The organism is Enterococcus spodopteracolus (genome assembly GCF_030441955.1).
Lineage (GTDB): Bacteria > Bacillota > Bacilli > Lactobacillales > Enterococcaceae > Enterococcus_B > Enterococcus_B spodopteracolus.
Genome location: NZ_JARJHD010000007.1, coordinates 78130 through 96672 on the forward strand (window position 1 = coordinate 78130; position 18543 = coordinate 96672).

The 18543-nt window shown below is 37.6% G+C and carries 16 protein-coding genes; 3 read left to right on the forward strand and 13 right to left on the reverse strand.

All coding sequences use genetic code 11. The features are described 5' to 3' along the window. Positions 1 to 52: 52 nt before the first annotated feature. Complete coding sequence (locus P3R27_RS09790) at positions 53 to 3541, forward strand: glucosaminidase domain-containing protein (RefSeq protein WP_051536181.1); 3489 nt, start codon at positions 53 to 55, stop codon at positions 3539 to 3541. Positions 3542 to 3608: 67 nt separating this feature from the next. On the opposite strand, the gene P3R27_RS09795 is transcribed toward P3R27_RS09790, so the two are convergent. Continuing rightward, positions 3609 to 4769 (reverse strand): glycoside hydrolase family 73 protein, encoded by a 1161-nt coding sequence (locus tag P3R27_RS09795; protein WP_126134386.1) that lies wholly within the window; start codon positions 4767 to 4769, stop codon positions 3609 to 3611. A gap of 331 nt (positions 4770 to 5100) precedes the next feature. Continuing rightward, positions 5101 to 5946, reverse strand: coding sequence for an SDR family oxidoreductase (locus tag P3R27_RS09800; RefSeq protein WP_034688639.1), 846 nt, complete (start codon positions 5944 to 5946; stop codon positions 5101 to 5103). Positions 5947 to 6067: 121 nt separating this feature from the next. Here P3R27_RS09800 and P3R27_RS09805 point away from each other — a divergent pair, with 121 nt between their 5' ends. Then, a complete protein-coding gene (locus P3R27_RS09805; protein ID WP_019723027.1) occupies positions 6068 to 6535 on the forward strand; it encodes an Rrf2 family transcriptional regulator in 468 nt (155 codons plus the stop codon). Between the two features lie 171 nt (positions 6536 to 6706). Then, positions 6707 to 8314 carry an SWIM zinc finger family protein gene (locus P3R27_RS09810; protein ID WP_034688641.1) on the forward strand — a complete coding sequence of 536 codons (1608 nt, stop codon included), beginning with the start codon at positions 6707 to 6709 and terminating at the stop codon, positions 8312 to 8314. A gap of 170 nt (positions 8315 to 8484) precedes the next feature. Here the strand turns inward: P3R27_RS09810 and P3R27_RS09815 are convergent, their stop codons facing one another. The 11 genes from P3R27_RS09815 to P3R27_RS09860 form a co-directional block, all read right to left on the reverse strand. Then, the gene (locus tag P3R27_RS09815) at positions 8485 to 8817 is read right to left on the reverse strand and encodes a DUF4176 domain-containing protein (RefSeq protein ID WP_034688679.1); all 333 of its coding nucleotides are present in this window, start codon (positions 8815 to 8817) and stop codon (positions 8485 to 8487) included. Beyond that, positions 8810 to 9145 (reverse strand): hypothetical protein, encoded by a 336-nt coding sequence (locus tag P3R27_RS09820; RefSeq protein ID WP_126134439.1) that lies wholly within the window; start codon positions 9143 to 9145, stop codon positions 8810 to 8812. Before P3R27_RS09820 ends, P3R27_RS09815 begins: the two co-directional genes overlap by 8 nt. Positions 9146 to 9882: 737 nt before the next feature. Continuing rightward, positions 9883 to 10452 (reverse strand): hypothetical protein, encoded by a 570-nt coding sequence (locus P3R27_RS15155; protein ID WP_318036148.1) that lies wholly within the window; start codon positions 10450 to 10452, stop codon positions 9883 to 9885. Between the two features lie 15 nt (positions 10453 to 10467). Further along, complete coding sequence (locus P3R27_RS15160; RefSeq protein ID WP_318036149.1) at positions 10468 to 11187, reverse strand: hypothetical protein; 720 nt, start codon at positions 11185 to 11187, stop codon at positions 10468 to 10470. Then, the gene (locus P3R27_RS09830) at positions 11178 to 11528 is read right to left on the reverse strand and encodes a hypothetical protein (RefSeq protein WP_034688645.1); all 351 of its coding nucleotides are present in this window, start codon (positions 11526 to 11528) and stop codon (positions 11178 to 11180) included. Before P3R27_RS09830 ends, P3R27_RS15160 begins: the two co-directional genes overlap by 10 nt. A 9-nt stretch (positions 11529 to 11537) precedes the next feature. Then, the gene (locus P3R27_RS09835; protein WP_034688647.1) at positions 11538 to 11792 is read right to left on the reverse strand and encodes a hypothetical protein; all 255 of its coding nucleotides are present in this window, start codon (positions 11790 to 11792) and stop codon (positions 11538 to 11540) included. A gap of 11 nt (positions 11793 to 11803) precedes the next feature. Then, the gene (locus P3R27_RS09840) at positions 11804 to 12205 is read right to left on the reverse strand and encodes a DUF4176 domain-containing protein (protein WP_034688649.1); all 402 of its coding nucleotides are present in this window, start codon (positions 12203 to 12205) and stop codon (positions 11804 to 11806) included. Next, positions 12202 to 16611: a type VII secretion protein EssC gene (gene essC / locus P3R27_RS09845; protein WP_126134387.1), complete on the reverse strand. Its 4410-nt coding sequence runs from the start codon at positions 16609 to 16611 to the stop codon at positions 12202 to 12204. The genes P3R27_RS09840 and essC overlap by 4 nt, the downstream gene beginning before the upstream one ends. After that, positions 16598 to 17770, reverse strand: a complete 1173-nt coding sequence (gene essB, locus P3R27_RS09850; RefSeq protein WP_034688651.1) for a type VII secretion protein EssB — start codon at positions 17768 to 17770, stop codon at positions 16598 to 16600. The genes essC and essB overlap by 14 nt, the downstream gene beginning before the upstream one ends. Further along, entirely contained in the window at positions 17767 to 18042 is a 276-nt protein-coding gene (locus P3R27_RS09855) for a hypothetical protein (protein WP_034688652.1), read from the reverse strand. Before P3R27_RS09855 ends, essB begins: the two co-directional genes overlap by 4 nt. Positions 18043 to 18055: 13 nt before the next feature. Further along, positions 18056 to 18541, reverse strand: coding sequence for a hypothetical protein (locus P3R27_RS09860; RefSeq protein WP_034688653.1), 486 nt, complete (start codon positions 18539 to 18541; stop codon positions 18056 to 18058). Between the last annotated feature and the right edge of the window lie 2 nt (positions 18542 to 18543).

Below are 18543 nucleotides of genomic sequence, written 5' to 3' on the forward strand. Positions count from 1 at the left end.
ACATTTTCTTATCAATTAAATAAAGAAAAGATTATAATTAGGAGGATATTTGATGAAAGTAAGGATTTTGCTTGCATCGATAATGTTATTAAACGCATTATTGTCGCCATGTATTGCTTTAGCAGAAACAGTAACAACCAATAATCAGCAAACCGAAACCACCTCAAGTTCAATCACCGACGAAAAAACAACGAATGTAATATCTCCAACTACCATTTCAACCACCAATGAAGAGATACCCCCACCTAGCACTGACACACCAACTATAATAGGAACTCCCCAATTAATAGGAGAAAGCTATAAGGATGGTGTCAGTAAACCGAAACGAATCAACTTATCAGCGACTGAAACTATGCAACAAACATTTATTGAAGATGAGGAAAACAAAAAAACAACACACAGCTACATTAGTGGAAACACAATCTATGAAATCAATTCCACGGATGTGCAAGTCCCTAACCCCCGAACTACTGATTCATCCACGATCCAGTTAGCTGTCTACACTGGAGATGTCTCACAAACCAAACAAACTTTAGCTTATTATCTTGCACAACAGTTTAAAACTTATCAACTCTCACTCGAGAATCTCACAGATATTCTTTCAATTGATCCAACTTTAGCGATCAATGAAGATAGTTTATTTGCTTTGATCCAAGAGTATTATCCGCAGGTCACAGAAAAAACCACTATTCGAGAAATAGAGGAATTGACTGATCAATATGGGAGTGTGCAACAACAATCACTAACTGATACATTTAATCAACAACCTAATGAAAAAGTATTCTCTGGAAACATTCTTTTGAGTCGAAAAATCGTATTATCCAATCAGGAAACATACTTTTTTGTCGAAAGTGCTACGCAGTCCGGTTGGATTTGTGCAGAAAATTTAACTTATCATGCTTCTAAAATAATAAACCTTTCTGAAAAAGGAAAATTAACAGAAAATCATGCAAAAATTTATTCCACTTTAGATGATGCATGGCTTGAAAAATCTGCAATGCAAGCTGATCTTGAAACACTTTATGAAGTAAATCAACAAATACAAATCAATAATCGTTCATTTTATAAAATATCCCATGACAATGTTGTGGTGGGGTATGTTGATCAGAACGACTTCAACAAATTAGGACAAGGTGATCCAGACACAACTGAAAAAGAAAATATTACACCTACTATACCTTCGAATAGTAGTGTCAATGATACAAATCATTCACCTAGCGAAAGAAGAACAGAAACTTCAATTAGTTACTCAACACATGTGCGTGGACATGGGTGGATGCCCACCTCAAAAAATGGTGAGTTGTCTGGTACAGAAGGACAAGGACTACGCATTGAAGCAATACGTGCCAATCTTACTTCTTCCCTTTCTGGCTCGATTGAGTATAGTTCCTATGTTGAAGGAACTGGCTGGCAAGACTGGGTATCAAATGGAGCAATATCAGGAACGGAGGGGCAAGGTCTTCAAATCGAAGGAATTAATATGCGGCTCACAGGAGAATTGGCTGAAAATTATAACCTTTATTACCGAGTTCATGTTCAAAAACTTGGTTGGCTACCCTGGGCAAAAAATGGAAATCCTTCTGGAACATCCAGCTTTGGTTTCCGAATCGAAGCTATCGAAATTCAATTAATTAGCCGCTCCCAACAAGGTCCTGAACTTGGAGATTCTTACGTCCAAAGAGCATCTATAAATTATTCCACGCATGTACGCGGGCAAGGTTGGCTTCCTGAATCTTCGAATGGGGAAATTTCTGGAACAGAAGGACAAGGATTACGTATTGAAGCGTTACGTGTCAATCTCTCTTCTGCCTTTTCTGGATCAATCGAATATACTTCCTATATTGAAAATCATGGTTGGCAAAATTGGGTATCAAATGGAGGGATATCAGGAACAGAAGGACAAGGTCGTCAGATTGAAGGAATCAGGATACGACTGACAGACGAACTTGCAACACATTACAATATTTATTACCGAATCCATGCTCAAAATCTAGGTTGGTTACCTTGGGCAGAAAATGGAAATAGTGCTGGTACATTGGGGTACAGTTATCGTATTGAAGCAATCGAAATACGTCTGCTACCCAAAGAGCAAACTGGGCCACCAACGGGTGAATCTTATGTTGAAAAAACTCCTTCTGTCTTAGCGAACGCTCACGTAGCCTCTAAAGGATGGCTACCAGAACAAACAGCCGAGACACAAGTTGGAACGGTCGGACAAGGACTTAGCTTACAGGCACTTCAATTAAAATTAACGGAAAACAGTTATGAAGGTGGTATCGTTTACCAATCCCACCTGGCACATCGTGGTTGGGAAACTTCATGGATTCAGGAAGGACAAACTTCAGGGACCGTTGGACAAAGCTTAGCATTACAAGCTGTCCGAATTAATTTGACCGGTGATATCAGTCACCACTATGATATTTATTACCGTGTCCATTCCCAACACTTCGGCTGGTTAGACTGGGCAAAAAATGGAGAATCAGCTGGCACACAAGGTTACTCATATCGTGCAGAGGGCTTACAAATAAAACTAGTCGAAAAAGGGCAAGCTCCCCCAGGTCAAACAGCTCGTGCCTTTCGAATTGCCCCACCTAAGGTTTCCTTTGATGGTCATGTGTCTGGTATTGGTTGGGTCAATCGCAATGGTCTAAGTAATTCAATCAATCATGCGAATCAAGGGCGTCAATTTGAAGCAATTCGTGCACAATTAGAACAAAGTGATTACTCTGGTGGAATTAGATATGATTCACACATTTCATCAAGTGGATGGACGAATCCTGTTGAGAATGGAGCAATATCAGGTTCGGTCGGACATAGTCGTGCACTCCAGGCCTTCTCTTTTCAATTAACAGGTGAATTATCTGAAAAATACGATATTTACTATCGTTCATTCGTCCGTTCACGCGGTTGGTTAGGTTGGGCTTCAAATGGTCAAAAGGCAGGCTCAGTTGGAATGAGTCTGCCTGTCGAAGCAATTGAAGTCACGATTGTAGAAAATGATCGAAAACCAGCAGGTTACCAAGCAAATCAACTGACTATATTAGGTCAAATTGACACTTCAACACCAGAAGGAAGATTTGTCAATTCTATTACACAAAGTGCAAATCGAGTTGCTCCAGCATACGGATTATACACTTCTGTCATGCTTGCTCAAGCAATTTTAGAAACCGGCTATGGTACAAGCTTCTTGGCACGCAATGCGAACAATTTCTTTGGAATGAAGTTCAAAGATGGGGAAGATGAAGGAAAATATGAGTACGTTTGGCATGTCTCAAATGAAGTTGTCAATGGGATCACGATACCTGTTAATTCGAAATTCCGTGTCTATCAAAGTACCGATGAATCTTTCATCGACAATGCTGTAAAATTAAAATACGGCGTACCTTGGGATCCTGTTCGCTATCGTGGAACTTGGAAAGTTAATACACGTTCTTATCGAGATGCGACCCAAGCCTTAACTGGAACATATGCAACTGATCCAAATTATGGCACAAAATTGAACAACATCATTGAACGTTGGCGTTTGGATCAGTTTGATTGATCTGATCTTTTATACAAAATATCTACCTGGCATTGTTTGAAAATGCCAAGTAGATATTTTTTATTGATTAATTCGCATAAAAGCCAATTCCTTCATATCTCCACCCTAATGGTGTCAAAGAATCTCTTTCTACTGAACTTAATGTGTAATGATGTGTTCCGATAGTTTCATTTGGGTTAAATAGTCGATAAATTGGTTTAGAACCTCCAGAATAAAAACTTAGCCCTTCATATCTCCAGCCTAGTGGGGTAAGGAAGTTGATTTCTGACTGAGCCATTGTATAATGATGATCCCCATTATTTGGATTATACAGACGATACACTGGTTGACCACTATTTGGTGCTTGCCATGCAATTCCTTCGTATTTCCAACCAACTGTTGATAAATAGTTTTTCTCTCCCGCATTTAATGTGTATAAATGTTGCCCTGTACTTTTATTATATAAGCGATACATCGGTGAAGAACTAGAGTCTGGCGTATCATATTGTGTCAAATTATAGGTCTCAATAATATTATTCAATGTTGAACCATAGTTTGGTGCTGTCGCGTAACGCCCTGTTAACCATGCTGTGGCATCTTTGTACGAAGAGGTATTACTTTTCCAAGCACCTGAGTAATAATACACACCTGATTGGAACGAAGTTGTTTTAAGAACAGTTACATTATCCTGTAAAGATTCTGCGTACGAAGGATATTTACGAAAAGCAGCATTTACAGTGATCCATTGCCCATTTACAAACTCAGAAGTTGGCATTGTCACGGATTGCCCATTATAACTTCCCTTTATTCCAAATAAATTGTAATTAGGTGCTGAAGCTAGCGTACTTTTCCCCCAGCCACTTTCAACAATCGCTTGAGCGATCATAACTGAAGCATATAAGTCATTCGCGCTTGCTAAGGTCTGTGCACTTGCAGCAATGCTATCAATGAACGCTTGTTGCGCATTTGAAGAACCACGTGCTGAAAATGCTGCTATGCCAGGATTTTCAAATTGTGATAAATCCGCTTGATGTGTGTGTGTTAGTTCTTCCCCATTTGTCAGAGGATTCGTAATAGATTCAGTTTTTTCCACATTTTCCGTAGGCTGTTCTGTCACATCGTCAGCTTGTGTCGAAACGGTGGTTTCAACAGAATTATTTATCCCTACTTCTTCTGCAAATACAGTAAAGTTGGTAGTCACAAGACTACTCAGAACAATTGCACTAAATAATAAATTTTTTGCTTTCATTACTTCTCCTTTATTCTTAAAAATAAAATAATTTAATGTGTTGCATATGATAACAGAAATATACACTCTCTTTAAACATCATACACTTTTTAATTATACATAGATTTCAACATTTTTCAGTATATAAATTCTTAAGATTTAGAGGAGTCTTTATGCCATTTTGTAACTTTCTATTTTTTGAAGTCGATGATTATTGGCTCAAATCAAAAAATAAAAAACTCTTAGAGGCTTGCCGGCATAGTTTAGAAATACATCTACTATTTCCAAACCCATACGCGCGCTCTAAGAGTAACATTCCTATTAAATTTGGTGGAAAAAACTAGTCCTTAATTTAGATACCTAATTCCCTTAACCCATCCTCTATCGAAGTCAATTCGCGTCCTAATACTTTTTCAAAATCATCAGAAGTTACATCTAACTGATTATTACGAATATCATTTTGGATTGCAGTCGTCATTTCTGCACCACCTTGAGAAAATCCCGACGCTGTTAGTTTGTCTGTAAATTCACCTGGAGCCAACGAAAGGATATCTAAAGATTTCCCACTTACTTTAGCAACTTGTTCTGCCAAGGCTTGATAGGTGATTGGTTTTCCAGATAATTCTAAGACCTCAGGATAATCCATTCCTGCTAATACTTTTGCAGCTACTTCTGCATACTCTCTCTTTAACGCCCAACCGGTTTTCCCTTCGCCAGCTGCATAAACAAACTGACCAGTTTTCAATGCTACGCCAATCAATGGCATCTCATTTTCTAAGTACCAGTTATTTCGTAAAAAGGTATGTTTAATACCCGATTCTTTGATGATTTTTTCTGTAAATTGATGGTCTGGAGCCAAGATACTAGTCGAATGATCTGCATCCGCAAAACTAGTATAGGCAATAAAAGAAACCCCTGTTTCTTTTGCTGCTTCTACAACATGTTGATGTTCAGCTTGTCGGTTTCCCGGTACACCTGATACAAATAATAGACGATCGATGCCTTGTAGCACCTGTATCATCGTCTCACGATCAGCATAATCGCCGATACGAACTTGAAGACCTGCTTCAATTAATTTCTGTGCCTTTTCTTCATTACGAGCAAGGACATAGATTTCCTCCAAGGGAACCAGTTTCTTTAATTCTTCTAAAGCGTAGTGTCCAAATCCTCCAGTTGCTCCTGTTACTAAATAAGTCATATTCCCACTCCCTATTGATTAATTATTTTTGTTCATATAGCTGTACATTTTTAAAATACACCATTATCATAAAGAGTATGCTAAGATAAGTCAAGAAATCAAGTTGAAAGGATGGATTTTAATGAAATATTCTCTACAATTAAGCGATGCGATCCACATCTTAGCTTATATCCACATATTTCAAGGAACTGATTTACTTTCAAGCGACATGATTGCAAGTAGCATTGAAACGAATCCAACAAATGTTCGAAAAATCATGAGTCAATTAAAAAAAGCAGATCTTATCCATACAACAAGCGGGAAACCAACACCCGTACTTGCGAAAGCTCCCGAAAATATCAATTTATTGGAAATTTATCGAAGTATTGAAGGCAACACGAATTTGATCCAAGTAGATCCAAAAACAAATCCGAATTGCGTGGTAGGCGCTAATATCCAAGAAGTCTTGGCTGCAACTTATTCTCGATTACAAAAAAAAGTGGAAGAAGAAATGGCAGTAATCACTTTAGATGGACTCATTAAACAGATTGCATTATCAGAAAAAGAAAAACGTCCAGAAAACCAGCCGCTCGTGGAAAAATTTCTTTAATTTGATGTAAATCAGAGTCACTTTTAGTTATCTAAAAATTAAAATAACAGTTTTATATTATTATTACTTTTATAATAGATTAAATAATCTTCGTACTGGAAAAAAATTGCTGTTTTCTTTTTATTTATTCGGTAAAATCAAACTATGAAGATAACTAAAGGAGGAAATTTTATGAAAGATTGGAAAAACGATTTTTGGGAATCTGATTTAGATCATGGCTACGAAATGTTTATTGAAAAACGTGTTCATGGATGTTTGTTTACAAAAGAAAAAATCATCGCAAAAGTCACAGAAGAAAACAAGAAGGAGTATGACATACTTATCCAGTTAACAGACGACGACCAATTCTATGGTCTGTCTTGCAGTTGCTCCCACGAAGACACAGGTCATTGTCCTCATGTCGTGGCTACCTTGTTCAAATATGAACAGGAAAAAGAGCAGAGAAAAGCAAATGAACTGGTTAAGTTGATTTCTTATGCAAATGAACAAGATATTCAAGACTTTCTCTTAATTCTTTTAAAAGAGAACCAAGAACTAGCTCAACGATTCCAAGAACATACTACAATCAATAATATGGACGATTACGATAAAATGATTGTTATTTTAGAAAAACATACCCATTATTCTGGAAGCAATATTCATGATCGTACACTTCAAAACATCAATAAAGAACTGTCTGAATTTTTAAACAGTCTTATTGATACATCCATCGCAAAAAATCAGATCCTTCATGCATTCGAATTAATGAACAGAATAGTTGAACACTTTGACTTAGCAAAGGTACATAATGTAGAAAATGATATCAGCCTTATCATGCATCAATGTTACTCTCTATGGAAAAAATTACTTAGACATGCATCTGAGCAAGAAAAACAACGAATATATTCTAAACTTTTGGCTAAAATAAATAACGCAAGCCAATCTAGTTTTTATATCCAACAAATTTTACATGAAGAATTCCCCGAACAGTTCTCTGATCAGGATCAGCAAAAACTTGATCAAACATCTGAAAATAACGGACACTTAAACTATAAAAACAAACGACTTCTATCCATTCGCCAAATGGAAAATTTGAATTATACAGACAATCAAATTCATCAACGTGCACGCGAAAGCTGGCAATCTCCAACTATACGTTCACAATATATTGACTATCTGATACAAAAGAAAGCATATGAAGAAGCAATCACTGTTTTGAATGAAAGTATTGTATTAGATCAACACTCTTCTGATATGGTCACCTTGCATCGCTATGCATTAAAAAATCTTTATCATAAACTAGGGGAAAAAGAGCTGTATGCGGAACAAGTCTTGCATCTTCTATTAGAGGGAGAGACCGTTGATATGAATTTGATCCATCAATTGAAAAAAACATATTCGATTGATCAGTGGGAAGAGGTACGTGAAAACTTATTTGAAAAATTAAAATATCGTACAGACGTTGGATTGTTTTATTCAAAAGAAAGACGTTATGATTTATTGTTGGATTATGTCCTCAAGTCACCTGGACTGGAAGAAGCAAGTCGCTATTTTTCTTTCTTGAGAAAGCAATTTCCAGAAGCACTTCTTCAAAAATATGAATACGAATTACGGCGGATGGCTGCTGAGACGACTACACGTTTACGTTATCATAAAATGGCTTTGTTGATCGCTGAAATGGCCACCCTCCCTAGTAGCACCATCTCTGTTCAATTACTGATCAAAGAACTAAAAGAAAAATACCCACGCAGAAAAGCGATGCTAGAAGAATTGAGAAAATTAGAAAAAACGTATAAATAATGTAGCCGTAGCGACCCTATTCACAGTCCGTACTTCAAAAAGCCGAATCAACAAGCAATGCCGTTGATTCGGCTTTTTTGAATAGACGATTACAAATTTGTCCATTTCCTATATTTTCCTAAAAAGAAAAAGCATTTCAAACACTTTTAAATAACATGATATCTCACCTGTCAATCAAATCCAATCGGAATTGATTTGGCTGGTTTACTGGTTGCTTGCTTCACGTCAGTCTCCCACTTGCTATAAATCTCTAAAAATCTCACTTCTTCTTCATCACTATATCCTTCAAAAACAACTTTATCGATATTTTTATGATCAAAAAAAATCGTGGTCTCAGGATTTAATCCTGAGGGATAAAGTACTGCCATATAGTCTGCAAATGTATCTTTTTTCGACTGTTGATCTGTATATACGGCACCTCTTCCAACGATGACTAATTTTTGTAAACCTTCCTCAAGCAACACGACACTTCCTAATGATAATAACTTTTTACCCTCATTCATCATATATTTCCTCCTTGTCAGTTCCTTTGATATGTTTGTTAAAATATTTCTCTCCATACCATTCTAATTGTATTTTCCCTTCAAAATTACGGTATTCTTCTGAGTATTTGTGTTTATAATAACCGTGTAATAGATACGGGAAGAATAGATAGGCTTCTCCGAAAATCATAACGATATTCATAGCTATCCATAGACCTAAAGTACTGATAAATCCAACAAAATCTGTTCGGACCTCATCACTATCCGGAAATACGATCTTCCATACCATGACGACAATGACAACTATCCAGCCATATTTTATTGCTTTCTCTACTAACATAGCCAACATATCTTTCTACCTGTTCCATACAAAACATACTCAATTGAACGCTTCTTATTTATAAAGATGACACAACTAACTAGTAATACTAATCCTAGTAACACTGTCAATCCTATTAGAGTCAATGGTTTAAGAAAAAATGTAATACACAATAAGTTTGCACTTAACAACATTATTATCAATAGATTATTCGCATTTAGAAGAAAAACAACTTGACTAATTTCCTTATAAATAAATCTTTTGATGAAAATGATACATAGTAACCATAAAAATAAAAAAATATCCACTAACCAAGATGGGAAGAAGTTGATTTCAGCTCTTCCCACTGGACTATTAGGATCTTGATGATAAAACAGTCTAGATATAAGATAAATAATGCTAAATATTACTATTGAAAAAAAAGTATTTAATATTGGTCTACTCCGAAGTGATTTAGGATCTCCTTTCTCAATCATATATATTATTAATTGGTCATCCAACAACTTAATACTTTGTTCAAATGATGCATTGAACAGATTTTTCATACTCTCTATCACCAAAAACTAATCTTTGGAATTTTCACCGAAGATAGTGCCTTTCCTATGGATTTACCTACTTGTTGTATATCCTTATAAACATACTTTACTGTTTTAACGCTTTGTTCTATTTTTTTCGATATATCTCCTATAATGTCTGTTTTATCATACAATTTATACAAGCCATCTTTAATATTTTCATATGCATCTGGATTCATGTATTGAGCATATTTATTGATACCACCAAGGGAAGCCCGCTCCTATACCTAATGGGCCTAATCCTGATAGTAATGTCATTCCCTCTAACGGTCCAATACTCTTCACCATCTCTATTCCACCACCTATTATTCCTTTGCCAACACTTCCTATTTTTCCATATTCATTCACCGCATTGGCGGTGAAAGTGATGCCTAATTGCGCGTAAGTAGCTACTTGGCCTGCCGTTCCTAATCCTTTGGCAACACCCCAATTTTTAGCTCCTTGCACAAATTGAGATTTCTTCAAGGCTTCGCTGACGTAGGTTTTTACAGGGGACGTAAATTTAGTGAAATTTTGATAGGCCTTGCCTAGCGTATCGATTTTAGGAATCCATTTCCCTTGGGCAACGGCTTTACCGAACATTTCGTATTTTGCAAGACCGCTAAATAATTTATTTTTCATACCTGATGGTAGATGATTAGCAAGCATCAAAAATTCATCGTTGGATGCCAATTTGTTGACTAATGCACCCGGATAATTTTTGATCAACATTTCGAACCGCTTGACTGCATCGGTTTTCCCATCTTTCAGGGGTTGGACCAATTTTTCGATCTCCGCTTACATTTCTAAGTAGGCATTATTTGAAGATTCTTCCGACAAAGCTTTTCCGTTTGGTTTGTACTTCTCAAACCAACTCCCATCCACTCCTTTCGGCAATACATAACTACCGTCTGCCTTGATGGTTGTTTGGTTCAAGACTAATACGCTTTGCATGGCGAGTTTCAATTCCAGTAGACTGTTATTGAACAGTCCACTGGTTTGGAAGTTAAAGGCATGCAGTTTGTGTTGTTTGCGTTGCAACTTGTAGATATCTTCTTGCAGGCTGTCCGCCATTCGCATCAAGTTTCGATGAAAATCACTGAGCATTTCTGTGATACCTGGTAATATGCTTGTATTGGCGATCTGCCTAATCGTCTGCGCGTGGTTATCGATTGATTGTTTAGCGAATGTTTTGGCACGAATCTGTCCGCTTAAATTCTCTTCATCCAAGTATCCTTCACTGGCAATCATTTGATGCGCGGAAGAGTATAGATTCAAGTCTGACTGAATCCCTTGTACCGCAGTGTTTACCCGATGGATCGTAGGAATGATCAACTCAGAAAACAGCCCTTTCCCAGCTTGATAAGCAGCTCCTGAGAGTTTTTTGCCATCAACCGCGTGAACAACTTGTTGACTACCTGCTCGTAGTTGGGTGATCGTTGTACGAGCAAGCGATAAATTAGTGGTCAGATTGCTCATTAAATTAGAAGACTCTGTGGCTGAATAAATTAGTCCCATCGTTTATTCCTTTCTTTCTGAAGTTCCGTACGTTCTTCTTCAAGTTTGATTACACCTTTTAAGTATTCTTGATCTAGTTGGTGCTGTTGGTTTTCTACCAACTGCGTGAAGTAAGTTGATTTCCCTTCATTCTCATTTTGCTCCCAACGAGCAACTTGGCTTCCTTGGGATACTAATTCTTCTGTGAATTGTTGGATTTCTCGAAAGCTTTTTCGCATATCCATCTCTAAATAATACATACATTGTTTTAACTGCTGTTTTTCTTTACTCAGACGCTCCAATCGTTGTTCATTGTTGCTGATTTTACGATCATATTCAGCGAGTAACTCTTTCTTTTCCATACTGACTCCTTACTTGAATCTTGTTTGACTGTCTCTGACTGCGATTGCTTGAGCAAGCTGGGGGAATTTGTTTGCCTGTTCATTGACACAAGTGACTAGAATTGAAATATCATTGAGTAGCTTGTTGCTGACCTCTACACCTGTTTTCATACTGCTGATCGTGCTCTTGCTTAAAGAACTTGGCTTGCTACTACTAACAGATACATTTTTTATTCCTGATACGACTGCTGTTGCAGTTGATTCCTGAGAAGCGATTTTCGGCATCTTTTTTCTCCTTATCTGAATTGATAGAATGGGTCTTCTTTTAATGTCTCTTCTTCATTAATTTTTATGGTTTCTACAATCGGTACAGGTTGCTCCTCTTGCACGAGTAGTGGTCTAGTTGACGAATCCCTAAGTTGCCTCAACAAATCGTCTAAAAATTCTTCATCGTCTTGGTTTTGAAAGCCTTCAAAAAGCACTTCTGTGATTTGATCCGCATGGATAGAAAAGACTTCTTGGCTTGGCACATCGCCAAACGGATGGGGGGCTACTCGATATCTCGCTATCACTTTTTCTTCTTCATTTTTAGCGATGGCACGAGCAACGACAAAATAGAGCAGTTGGTCATCCTCTGTTCCTACTAGACTTAAGATACTGCCTAATGGCAAAAACGGTGTGATCATTTCTTCTCTCATGCTTCTTCCTCCGTAGGAAACACCAAAACTTCCCATTGTTCATCCTTCAAACTGTGTAGGACGTTTTTAGCAACTCTTGCGTTTTTTTCTTGATAAGAAAGATTTTCAATAAATAATTGATTTTGTAAGCTTCCACCAAATAAAATATGGTCGATATTTTCTTTTACAAACATAGTGATTCCGCCAAAGGTATTACCCACCTTCGTCATATGATCAAGAAAAACAAACTGTAAATGCTCGTTTCCTCCACTTAGCAGAGCAGTGACTTCCTCAGGGTTCAATGTTAATTTATCGACCAAGTCTGCGATACCATTGATAATGATGATTCTCTTGCCAGTTTCATTTGTTAAGAGAGCTTCTAAAGCCTCTTTTAGGGCTGTTGCTTTTTCACTAAGACATGAACGGTCCAAATATAGTGAAACTTTCGGCTTTGCTGTTTCGAGTGTTCCATTTGCATCGATCAACACCACTTCTTCTGGTCTTTCTTGACAAATTTGTTGAAGCAGCCAAGGCATCATCGCACGAAGTTGCTTATTGGATTTGAAAAAGATCCCTAATCTCATGCGCTGGAACAAGTCAAATGATTCTACTGAAGAAGTGGCTTTGTTTAATCCCAAATACAGTGTGTGGTCGTCTTGTTCAAGGTAAGCAGCAAAACTTTTTTGCGTTAGGTTTTCTGGTACCATTGGAATTTTATCTGGGCGTTCGCCTGTCCATGCTTGATTGATTTCTATAATTTCTTCTTCCAGATTTTGGAGTAGTTCAGCATCATTTTGCCCATTAATCGGCAGATAAAACTGAATGGTAGTTGGCGTAGAAAGTAAGACTTGTCCGCGCCCATTGATTGCTTCAGGTGACAAAGCATTTCTGCCCATGACCATGTTTATTTCATTTTCATCGTTTAAATATAGCGTTATCTTAGTGGCAATATTGCTCATCATGTTCGTCCGAATACTTCCTGCACGATTCGCAGTCATCACAAGAAAGATACCCAAACTGGTACCATCTCTTAGTAGTTGAAGAAGTACTTCATCGATTCTATCTTTGCGCTTATCTTCCAAGCTCAGGCCATCATAACTATCAAGAATGATTCCTAAGATCGGTAATTTTTCTCTTGTTCTTGTTTCGTATTGCGTTAGATACGCGACACCAGCTTGCTTGAACAATTTTTTGCGCTCTGCCAATAATTTTTCGATGCGATCAAGCATTTTTTGCAGTTTTTCATCTTCTTCCAAAGTCGCTATATCCGCAATATGGGGTAATTCCCTGAGTACTAATAAACCATTATTCCCAAAATCGATTAAATGAAACTGAATCGTTGCAGGGGTGTTTTGACGGGCAAGGTTCATTACAAGAGTTTGCAACACTGTCGACTTCCCATAGCCTGGACTAGCTACGATCAATGTGTGACTCGCTTCTTCGAGATTGAAGGTATAATTCATTTGTTTTTGTTCAGAAGGAATATCTAAACAACCAAATGGGATAGCTAGATTACGAACTTCTGACTGTTTTATTTTTGGCGCCATAATCTGCTTATCTAAGTTCGGTAGCCACGGCTTATCCGGCAATTTGTAGGTAGAATCGGTAAAGATTGTCTTGATCTTATCAATCACTGCTTCTAATTGTGTCGGCAAATCTCGTGTATCTTTTCCTTGAATGATTTCGATATCTGGATCATAGAGCAATTCTAACTGGCCCAATTCATTGATTTTGCATACCCGTTCATCGATCACTTCTTTAATCAAATGTTCTGGATCATATGGAACCCCCGCATAGCCACTTTGAAATAATTCATACACCTCATTTTCGCCAACTTTCAAATAGCCTCGTCCAGGATTCGTGATTTGTGCGGCATCTGGCGTTTTGAGTAACTCATTCGAGTCTTGGACACTCGCCATTTTCAAGGCAATTTTACTCGTACTATTGGCTTCGATCTGATCATTGACTACCCCAGAAGGTTTTTGGGTGGCTAAAATCAAATGGACACCTAATGAACGTCCGATTCGGGCAACAGAAGTGAGCTCATCTAAGAATTCTGGAACATTGGCTTTAAGCTCCGCAAATTCATCCGAAACTAAAATCAAATGGGGCAAAGGTTTTTGCGGATAAACAACGTCTGGTTTTGGGGTCTTTCTTTGTTTATACAAGGTCATGTAGCCGTTGATATTATTTACACCATATTTGGCAAACTCTCTTTGACGTTTCGCTAGCTCTGCTTTGATGCTCGCTAAGGCTCGTGCAGTTCCAGCACCATCCAAATTAGTGATTGCACCCATAAAATGGGGCAAATGATCTAAGGTATTGGCTATTCCGCCACCTTTCCAGTCAATAATCAACATGCCGATATCTTCTGGCGAAAAATTGATTGCTAAGCCGATCAAGTAAGTCGTTAAAAATTCAGATTTCCCTGAACCAGTCGTACCACCAACTAAGGCGTGTGGTCCATGGACTCGTTCATGTAGATCCCAATAAACTAAATCTTTTTTTCCACGCCAACCAATTAATGAACGAATCGATTTATTAGGTTCCGCAGTAGACCAGCGATTTGAAATCGCTAGTTCTTCAATTGTCTTGACCTCATATTGATCCAATAGACTCAAGCTGTCAGATGCGGCATTTTTCTCTACTTCTACATGATGAAGATTCGCCAAACGCCGAATGGCTTTTTCGATTGGATAGGTTGTCGGCAAATGATTGGGAATAAAACGCTGGTTCACATATTCATTGTTCTGATTGATCAACGTTGCTGCTTTATTGCTTTGATATTCAATTAAAGTAGTCGTTGTTTCTGGCAACATATTCAACGTTTCTTTTCCCCAAATGACCGTGATTCCATAGTCTCCTAAGTTTTCGGCTAAAAACTCGTTCAATCCATGACCTGCCAACCAACTTTCATCCAAAATCGAAAAAACATACTGTGGCTGAAAGTGTACCTTTTCATTTTCAGCTTCACGGACTTGTTGTTTTCTTTTTGCCACTATTTGATAAAAAGAATTCAAAATCATGTCTCGACTTTTGGGGGTATGTACCATTCCTCTTAGATTTAAAGAACGAATTTTATTATGAGGTAACCAACGCCATTCTCGCCAATGTTGTTCGTACTCTTCCGACGGGATCAGTGTAATGAATTCGACGTCTCGATAAGAATGCAACACACATAACTGAAATAATAGGAGTTGTAATGCTGTTTGTAAAATACTAGATGTTCCTGCTAAGCCAACCGTCTGTTTCAAAAGTGAAACGATGATCGGGGCATCTCCAAGTTGTTTGTAGGGACTATGAAGATGCTCAAACGCTTCATTACTCAGTTCATCCTCTTCTATCGGCTGGAAGTTTGTTTGAAAACTAGCATTGATTTCGCCGATTCCTAAGCGGACAGTCAAAAAATCTTCGTTCACTGTCATGCGTTCATAAATCCTCGCATGATAATCTTTAGCCATCAATGCTAATTCATCCAGTGAAGGATTCATATATTCTAATGCTGCTTTTTGTGTTTGCTGTAAGACAGTAAGCTCTGACTTTTTTTTAATCATATACTGATGGAAATGCTCTTCTCTCATATGATTTTTTCTGTTGCTTTCTTTTTTGTTTGTAAAGTAACTCGACACAGAAAAACCTGTTGTAAGTAAACTAGCGCCTCCCATACTAATCAACATAACTGGATTGCCCCCGCTCAAAAAACTTGTAGCACCGCTCAAAACGACCATACCTAATGGTGGAACGATGGTTTTCAACCACTCATTCTTTCCTTCATTAGATTTCTGCTTAGGTGATTGGATCTCTATTTTTTCTTTTGGTTCTTTTAAATGGATTCTTGGACTACGCCTAAATGCTGGGAAATTTTCTGGATACTCGGGAATGTAGGGTTCTTCGAGCAACTGCCAGGGGTCCAAATGTAGCTGATTTTTTAACTCTGAGATCTTTAATTGTTTCTCACGCATCTCAATCATCAGATAATCAATGATCAATTGATCGCCTACAGAAAATGGAAATACACCTTTTTCTACACGTTGGTGATTGTAATAAATCTTGGCCTTACTAGGATAGATTTTTATTTGATAGTCATCAGTACTATTACGATCAATAAAAATCAACGCATCCGAATCAATACGGATCGCCGAGTCTTTTGCATTTGATAGATAGACGCTTTCCCTTGGCTTATTGACGATTACCGTTTTCAAATTTTCATGATGAACGAGGAGAAACTTTTCATCCTTGACTAATTCTCCTCCCCAAAAAAGCTGTCCGTCTTCACAGGAAAGTGTTCGATCATCCAGTATTACTTGATTGTTTTTTTCTGTGATTTGTTTATGAATAAACGTCGAACCAAAGTAAAAAAGATCATAAAGAACTGAAACGGAATGTTGGATTTGATCAGTCATTGAAATTGGCTTAGTTTGCTTCATTACTATCCGTCTCGCTTTCTAAGATTTCTAAGTACTTATTGATTTCTTCCTCATAACTTGTTAATAACTCTTGCTTCTTCTGTCCACTCATCTTGTTGTTTGCTCGCGTCGCGTCGTATAATTTGGTGTAGGCATGTAAAATGTATTGATGATCGCCGAGGTTTTGTGCGATATCTAATGATCGTTCAAAATTCCCCCGTCCAATATAGATCCAGTAAAGCAAAGTATTCTCATTTGATTTTTGGGAAATGTTATTTAAGATTGCCGTCTTTTGCTCATTCGACAAATTATCCAGCTGTACCGCGCTGACTGCAGCGACATATTGAGCACCCGAAGGGAGATCTTCGGGTTTATCCTCTTTTAATGTGGTCAAAACACCGGCATAATTATTAGCAATATATTGCGTTTCAGCAGAACTGATCCGTTCTTGTGCGGGAAGTTTATCAAACGCATAGATACCTGTTGTAAGCGCTAAACCTATTGTTGAAATACTTAATAAAAGCGTGCCCCACTTAAACATAAAATAGCTTCTTTTGTTCACCATTCGAATTTCTGATGCACGTTTCGTTTTCTGCTGTACGACTTGTTCGCCAATCATGCGGTTGATTTCTGCGACAGTGTTTGCTCTTTGGATTCGTTTAGAAAACTCGTCCTTCAATGTGCCATTTCCTTCAATCAGTTGCTCATAATCGAACTTAGGATGTAAAAGTGTCAGGATCAATGCACGATATTGCTTCAAAAATTCTTCTTCGGTTATTTCATAAGGAATAATTGAATGCGCAAAACCTCTATGTGCTACGATGATTTCTTCTCCAAATAGAAATAGATTGGCTGGATGGATGAATGGCTGGATTGGGCTACTCAAAAACTCGGATAAGAAATTGATTTTTTGTGCAAGTAATAATCGTTGAAAAAGTTCTGTTCGTTTAAGATACTCTTGCAAAGAATAGATTTGTTTACTTTTCTGGTATTGAATGACGAGTTTTTCCTCTGAAGATTCTACGATCTGTCCAGAGAGCAAGTGCTTTTTCTGTGTTAAGAATAGTTGATACTGTTCTAAACGATCGAGTTGGTATTGCTTAGCATTAAGTGTCACTTTGACAGCATCAGTTGTTGTCTCAATCATGATCGTTTCAGAAATATCTTTTATGTGGGTCACGTTCGCTCCTCCGATTTTTGTTGAGATTCATCGATCAGTAAATGATCGCCTTCACTTAATGGATAATCTGCCACATATGCCTCTTCCTTTAAGCGGATCGGTTTATTCAATACCACTAAGTCGAACACATCTGGCAGAGAAGAACCATTTTGTATGAAAGATTTCTTTAATAATTCTTTTAATCGTGTAATCGTTACTTGGGTCGGGATCTGTAAGTCAATGATTTCTTCTTTGACTTGTAAACTTATCCCAATTGCTTGATTTCTATCCAACTACAACAGTCCTTTAATCATTTTTGTATTTCTGCTGTGAAAACTTTTTACCAAGATAATTGCCTCCAATAGTCAGTAATATACTTCCTAGTAGAAGTAAGCTCCACAAAACAATTCTTCCCTGGATCGCTGTGTGATTTGGTGTAGCTGACGACTGATGTCCTACAGACATTTGCCCTTCTTTGAATAATTTGGGTGTAATTGTCTGCTCAAAGACCTGTGGCTGTGGCGTTGCTTCCGACACAAAGACGAGGTTCTGAGCAGTAGAAATCTGTTGTCTTTGTTGTTGGACATGTTCTTGGTCTAATTTTGTTTTATCTTCTAAAAATAAATCGTGCACTATAAATGTTGTTCCATGATCTTCGACGCCTTCCCTTTCTTGATAGATCACATGGTTATTGATAGTGAGTGTACTTGCAAAAACTGTGTCATTCGGGTGACTTAAAAATAGTAAAACTACCAACAAAAAGAAAAGCCCCCCAATTTTTTTCTGAACCATTT

Coding starts and splice junctions, on each gene's coding strand:
- P3R27_RS09835 (WP_034688647.1), bottom strand. CDS start 11,792: ATGCCGAAAATCGCTTCTCAGGAATCAACTGCAACAGCAGTCGTATCA.
- P3R27_RS09840 (WP_034688649.1), bottom strand. CDS start 12,205: ATGAGAGAAGAAATGATCACACCGTTTTTGCCATTAGGCAGTATCTTA.
- P3R27_RS09860 (WP_034688653.1), bottom strand. CDS start 18,541: ATGGTTCAGAAAAAAATTGGGGGGCTTTTCTTTTTGTTGGTAGTTTTA.
- P3R27_RS09795 (WP_126134386.1), bottom strand. CDS start 4,769: ATGAAAGCAAAAAATTTATTATTTAGTGCAATTGTTCTGAGTAGTCTT.
- P3R27_RS09790 (WP_051536181.1), top strand. CDS start 53: ATGAAAGTAAGGATTTTGCTTGCATCGATAATGTTATTAAACGCATTA.
- P3R27_RS09820 (WP_126134439.1), bottom strand. CDS start 9,145: ATGTTGGCTATGTTAGTAGAGAAAGCAATAAAATATGGCTGGATAGTT.
- P3R27_RS09810 (WP_034688641.1), top strand. CDS start 6,707: ATGAAAGATTGGAAAAACGATTTTTGGGAATCTGATTTAGATCATGGC.
- P3R27_RS09830 (WP_034688645.1), bottom strand. CDS start 11,528: ATGGAAAAGAAAGAGTTACTCGCTGAATATGATCGTAAAATCAGCAAC.
- P3R27_RS09815 (WP_034688679.1), bottom strand. CDS start 8,817: ATGAATGAGGGTAAAAAGTTATTATCATTAGGAAGTGTCGTGTTGCTT.
- P3R27_RS09800 (WP_034688639.1), bottom strand. CDS start 5,946: ATGACTTATTTAGTAACAGGAGCAACTGGAGGATTTGGACACTACGCT.
- P3R27_RS09805 (WP_019723027.1), top strand. CDS start 6,068: ATGAAATATTCTCTACAATTAAGCGATGCGATCCACATCTTAGCTTAT.
- P3R27_RS15160 (WP_318036149.1), bottom strand. CDS start 11,187: ATGGGACTAATTTATTCAGCCACAGAGTCTTCTAATTTAATGAGCAAT.
- essC (WP_126134387.1), bottom strand. CDS start 16,611: ATGAAGCAAACTAAGCCAATTTCAATGACTGATCAAATCCAACATTCC.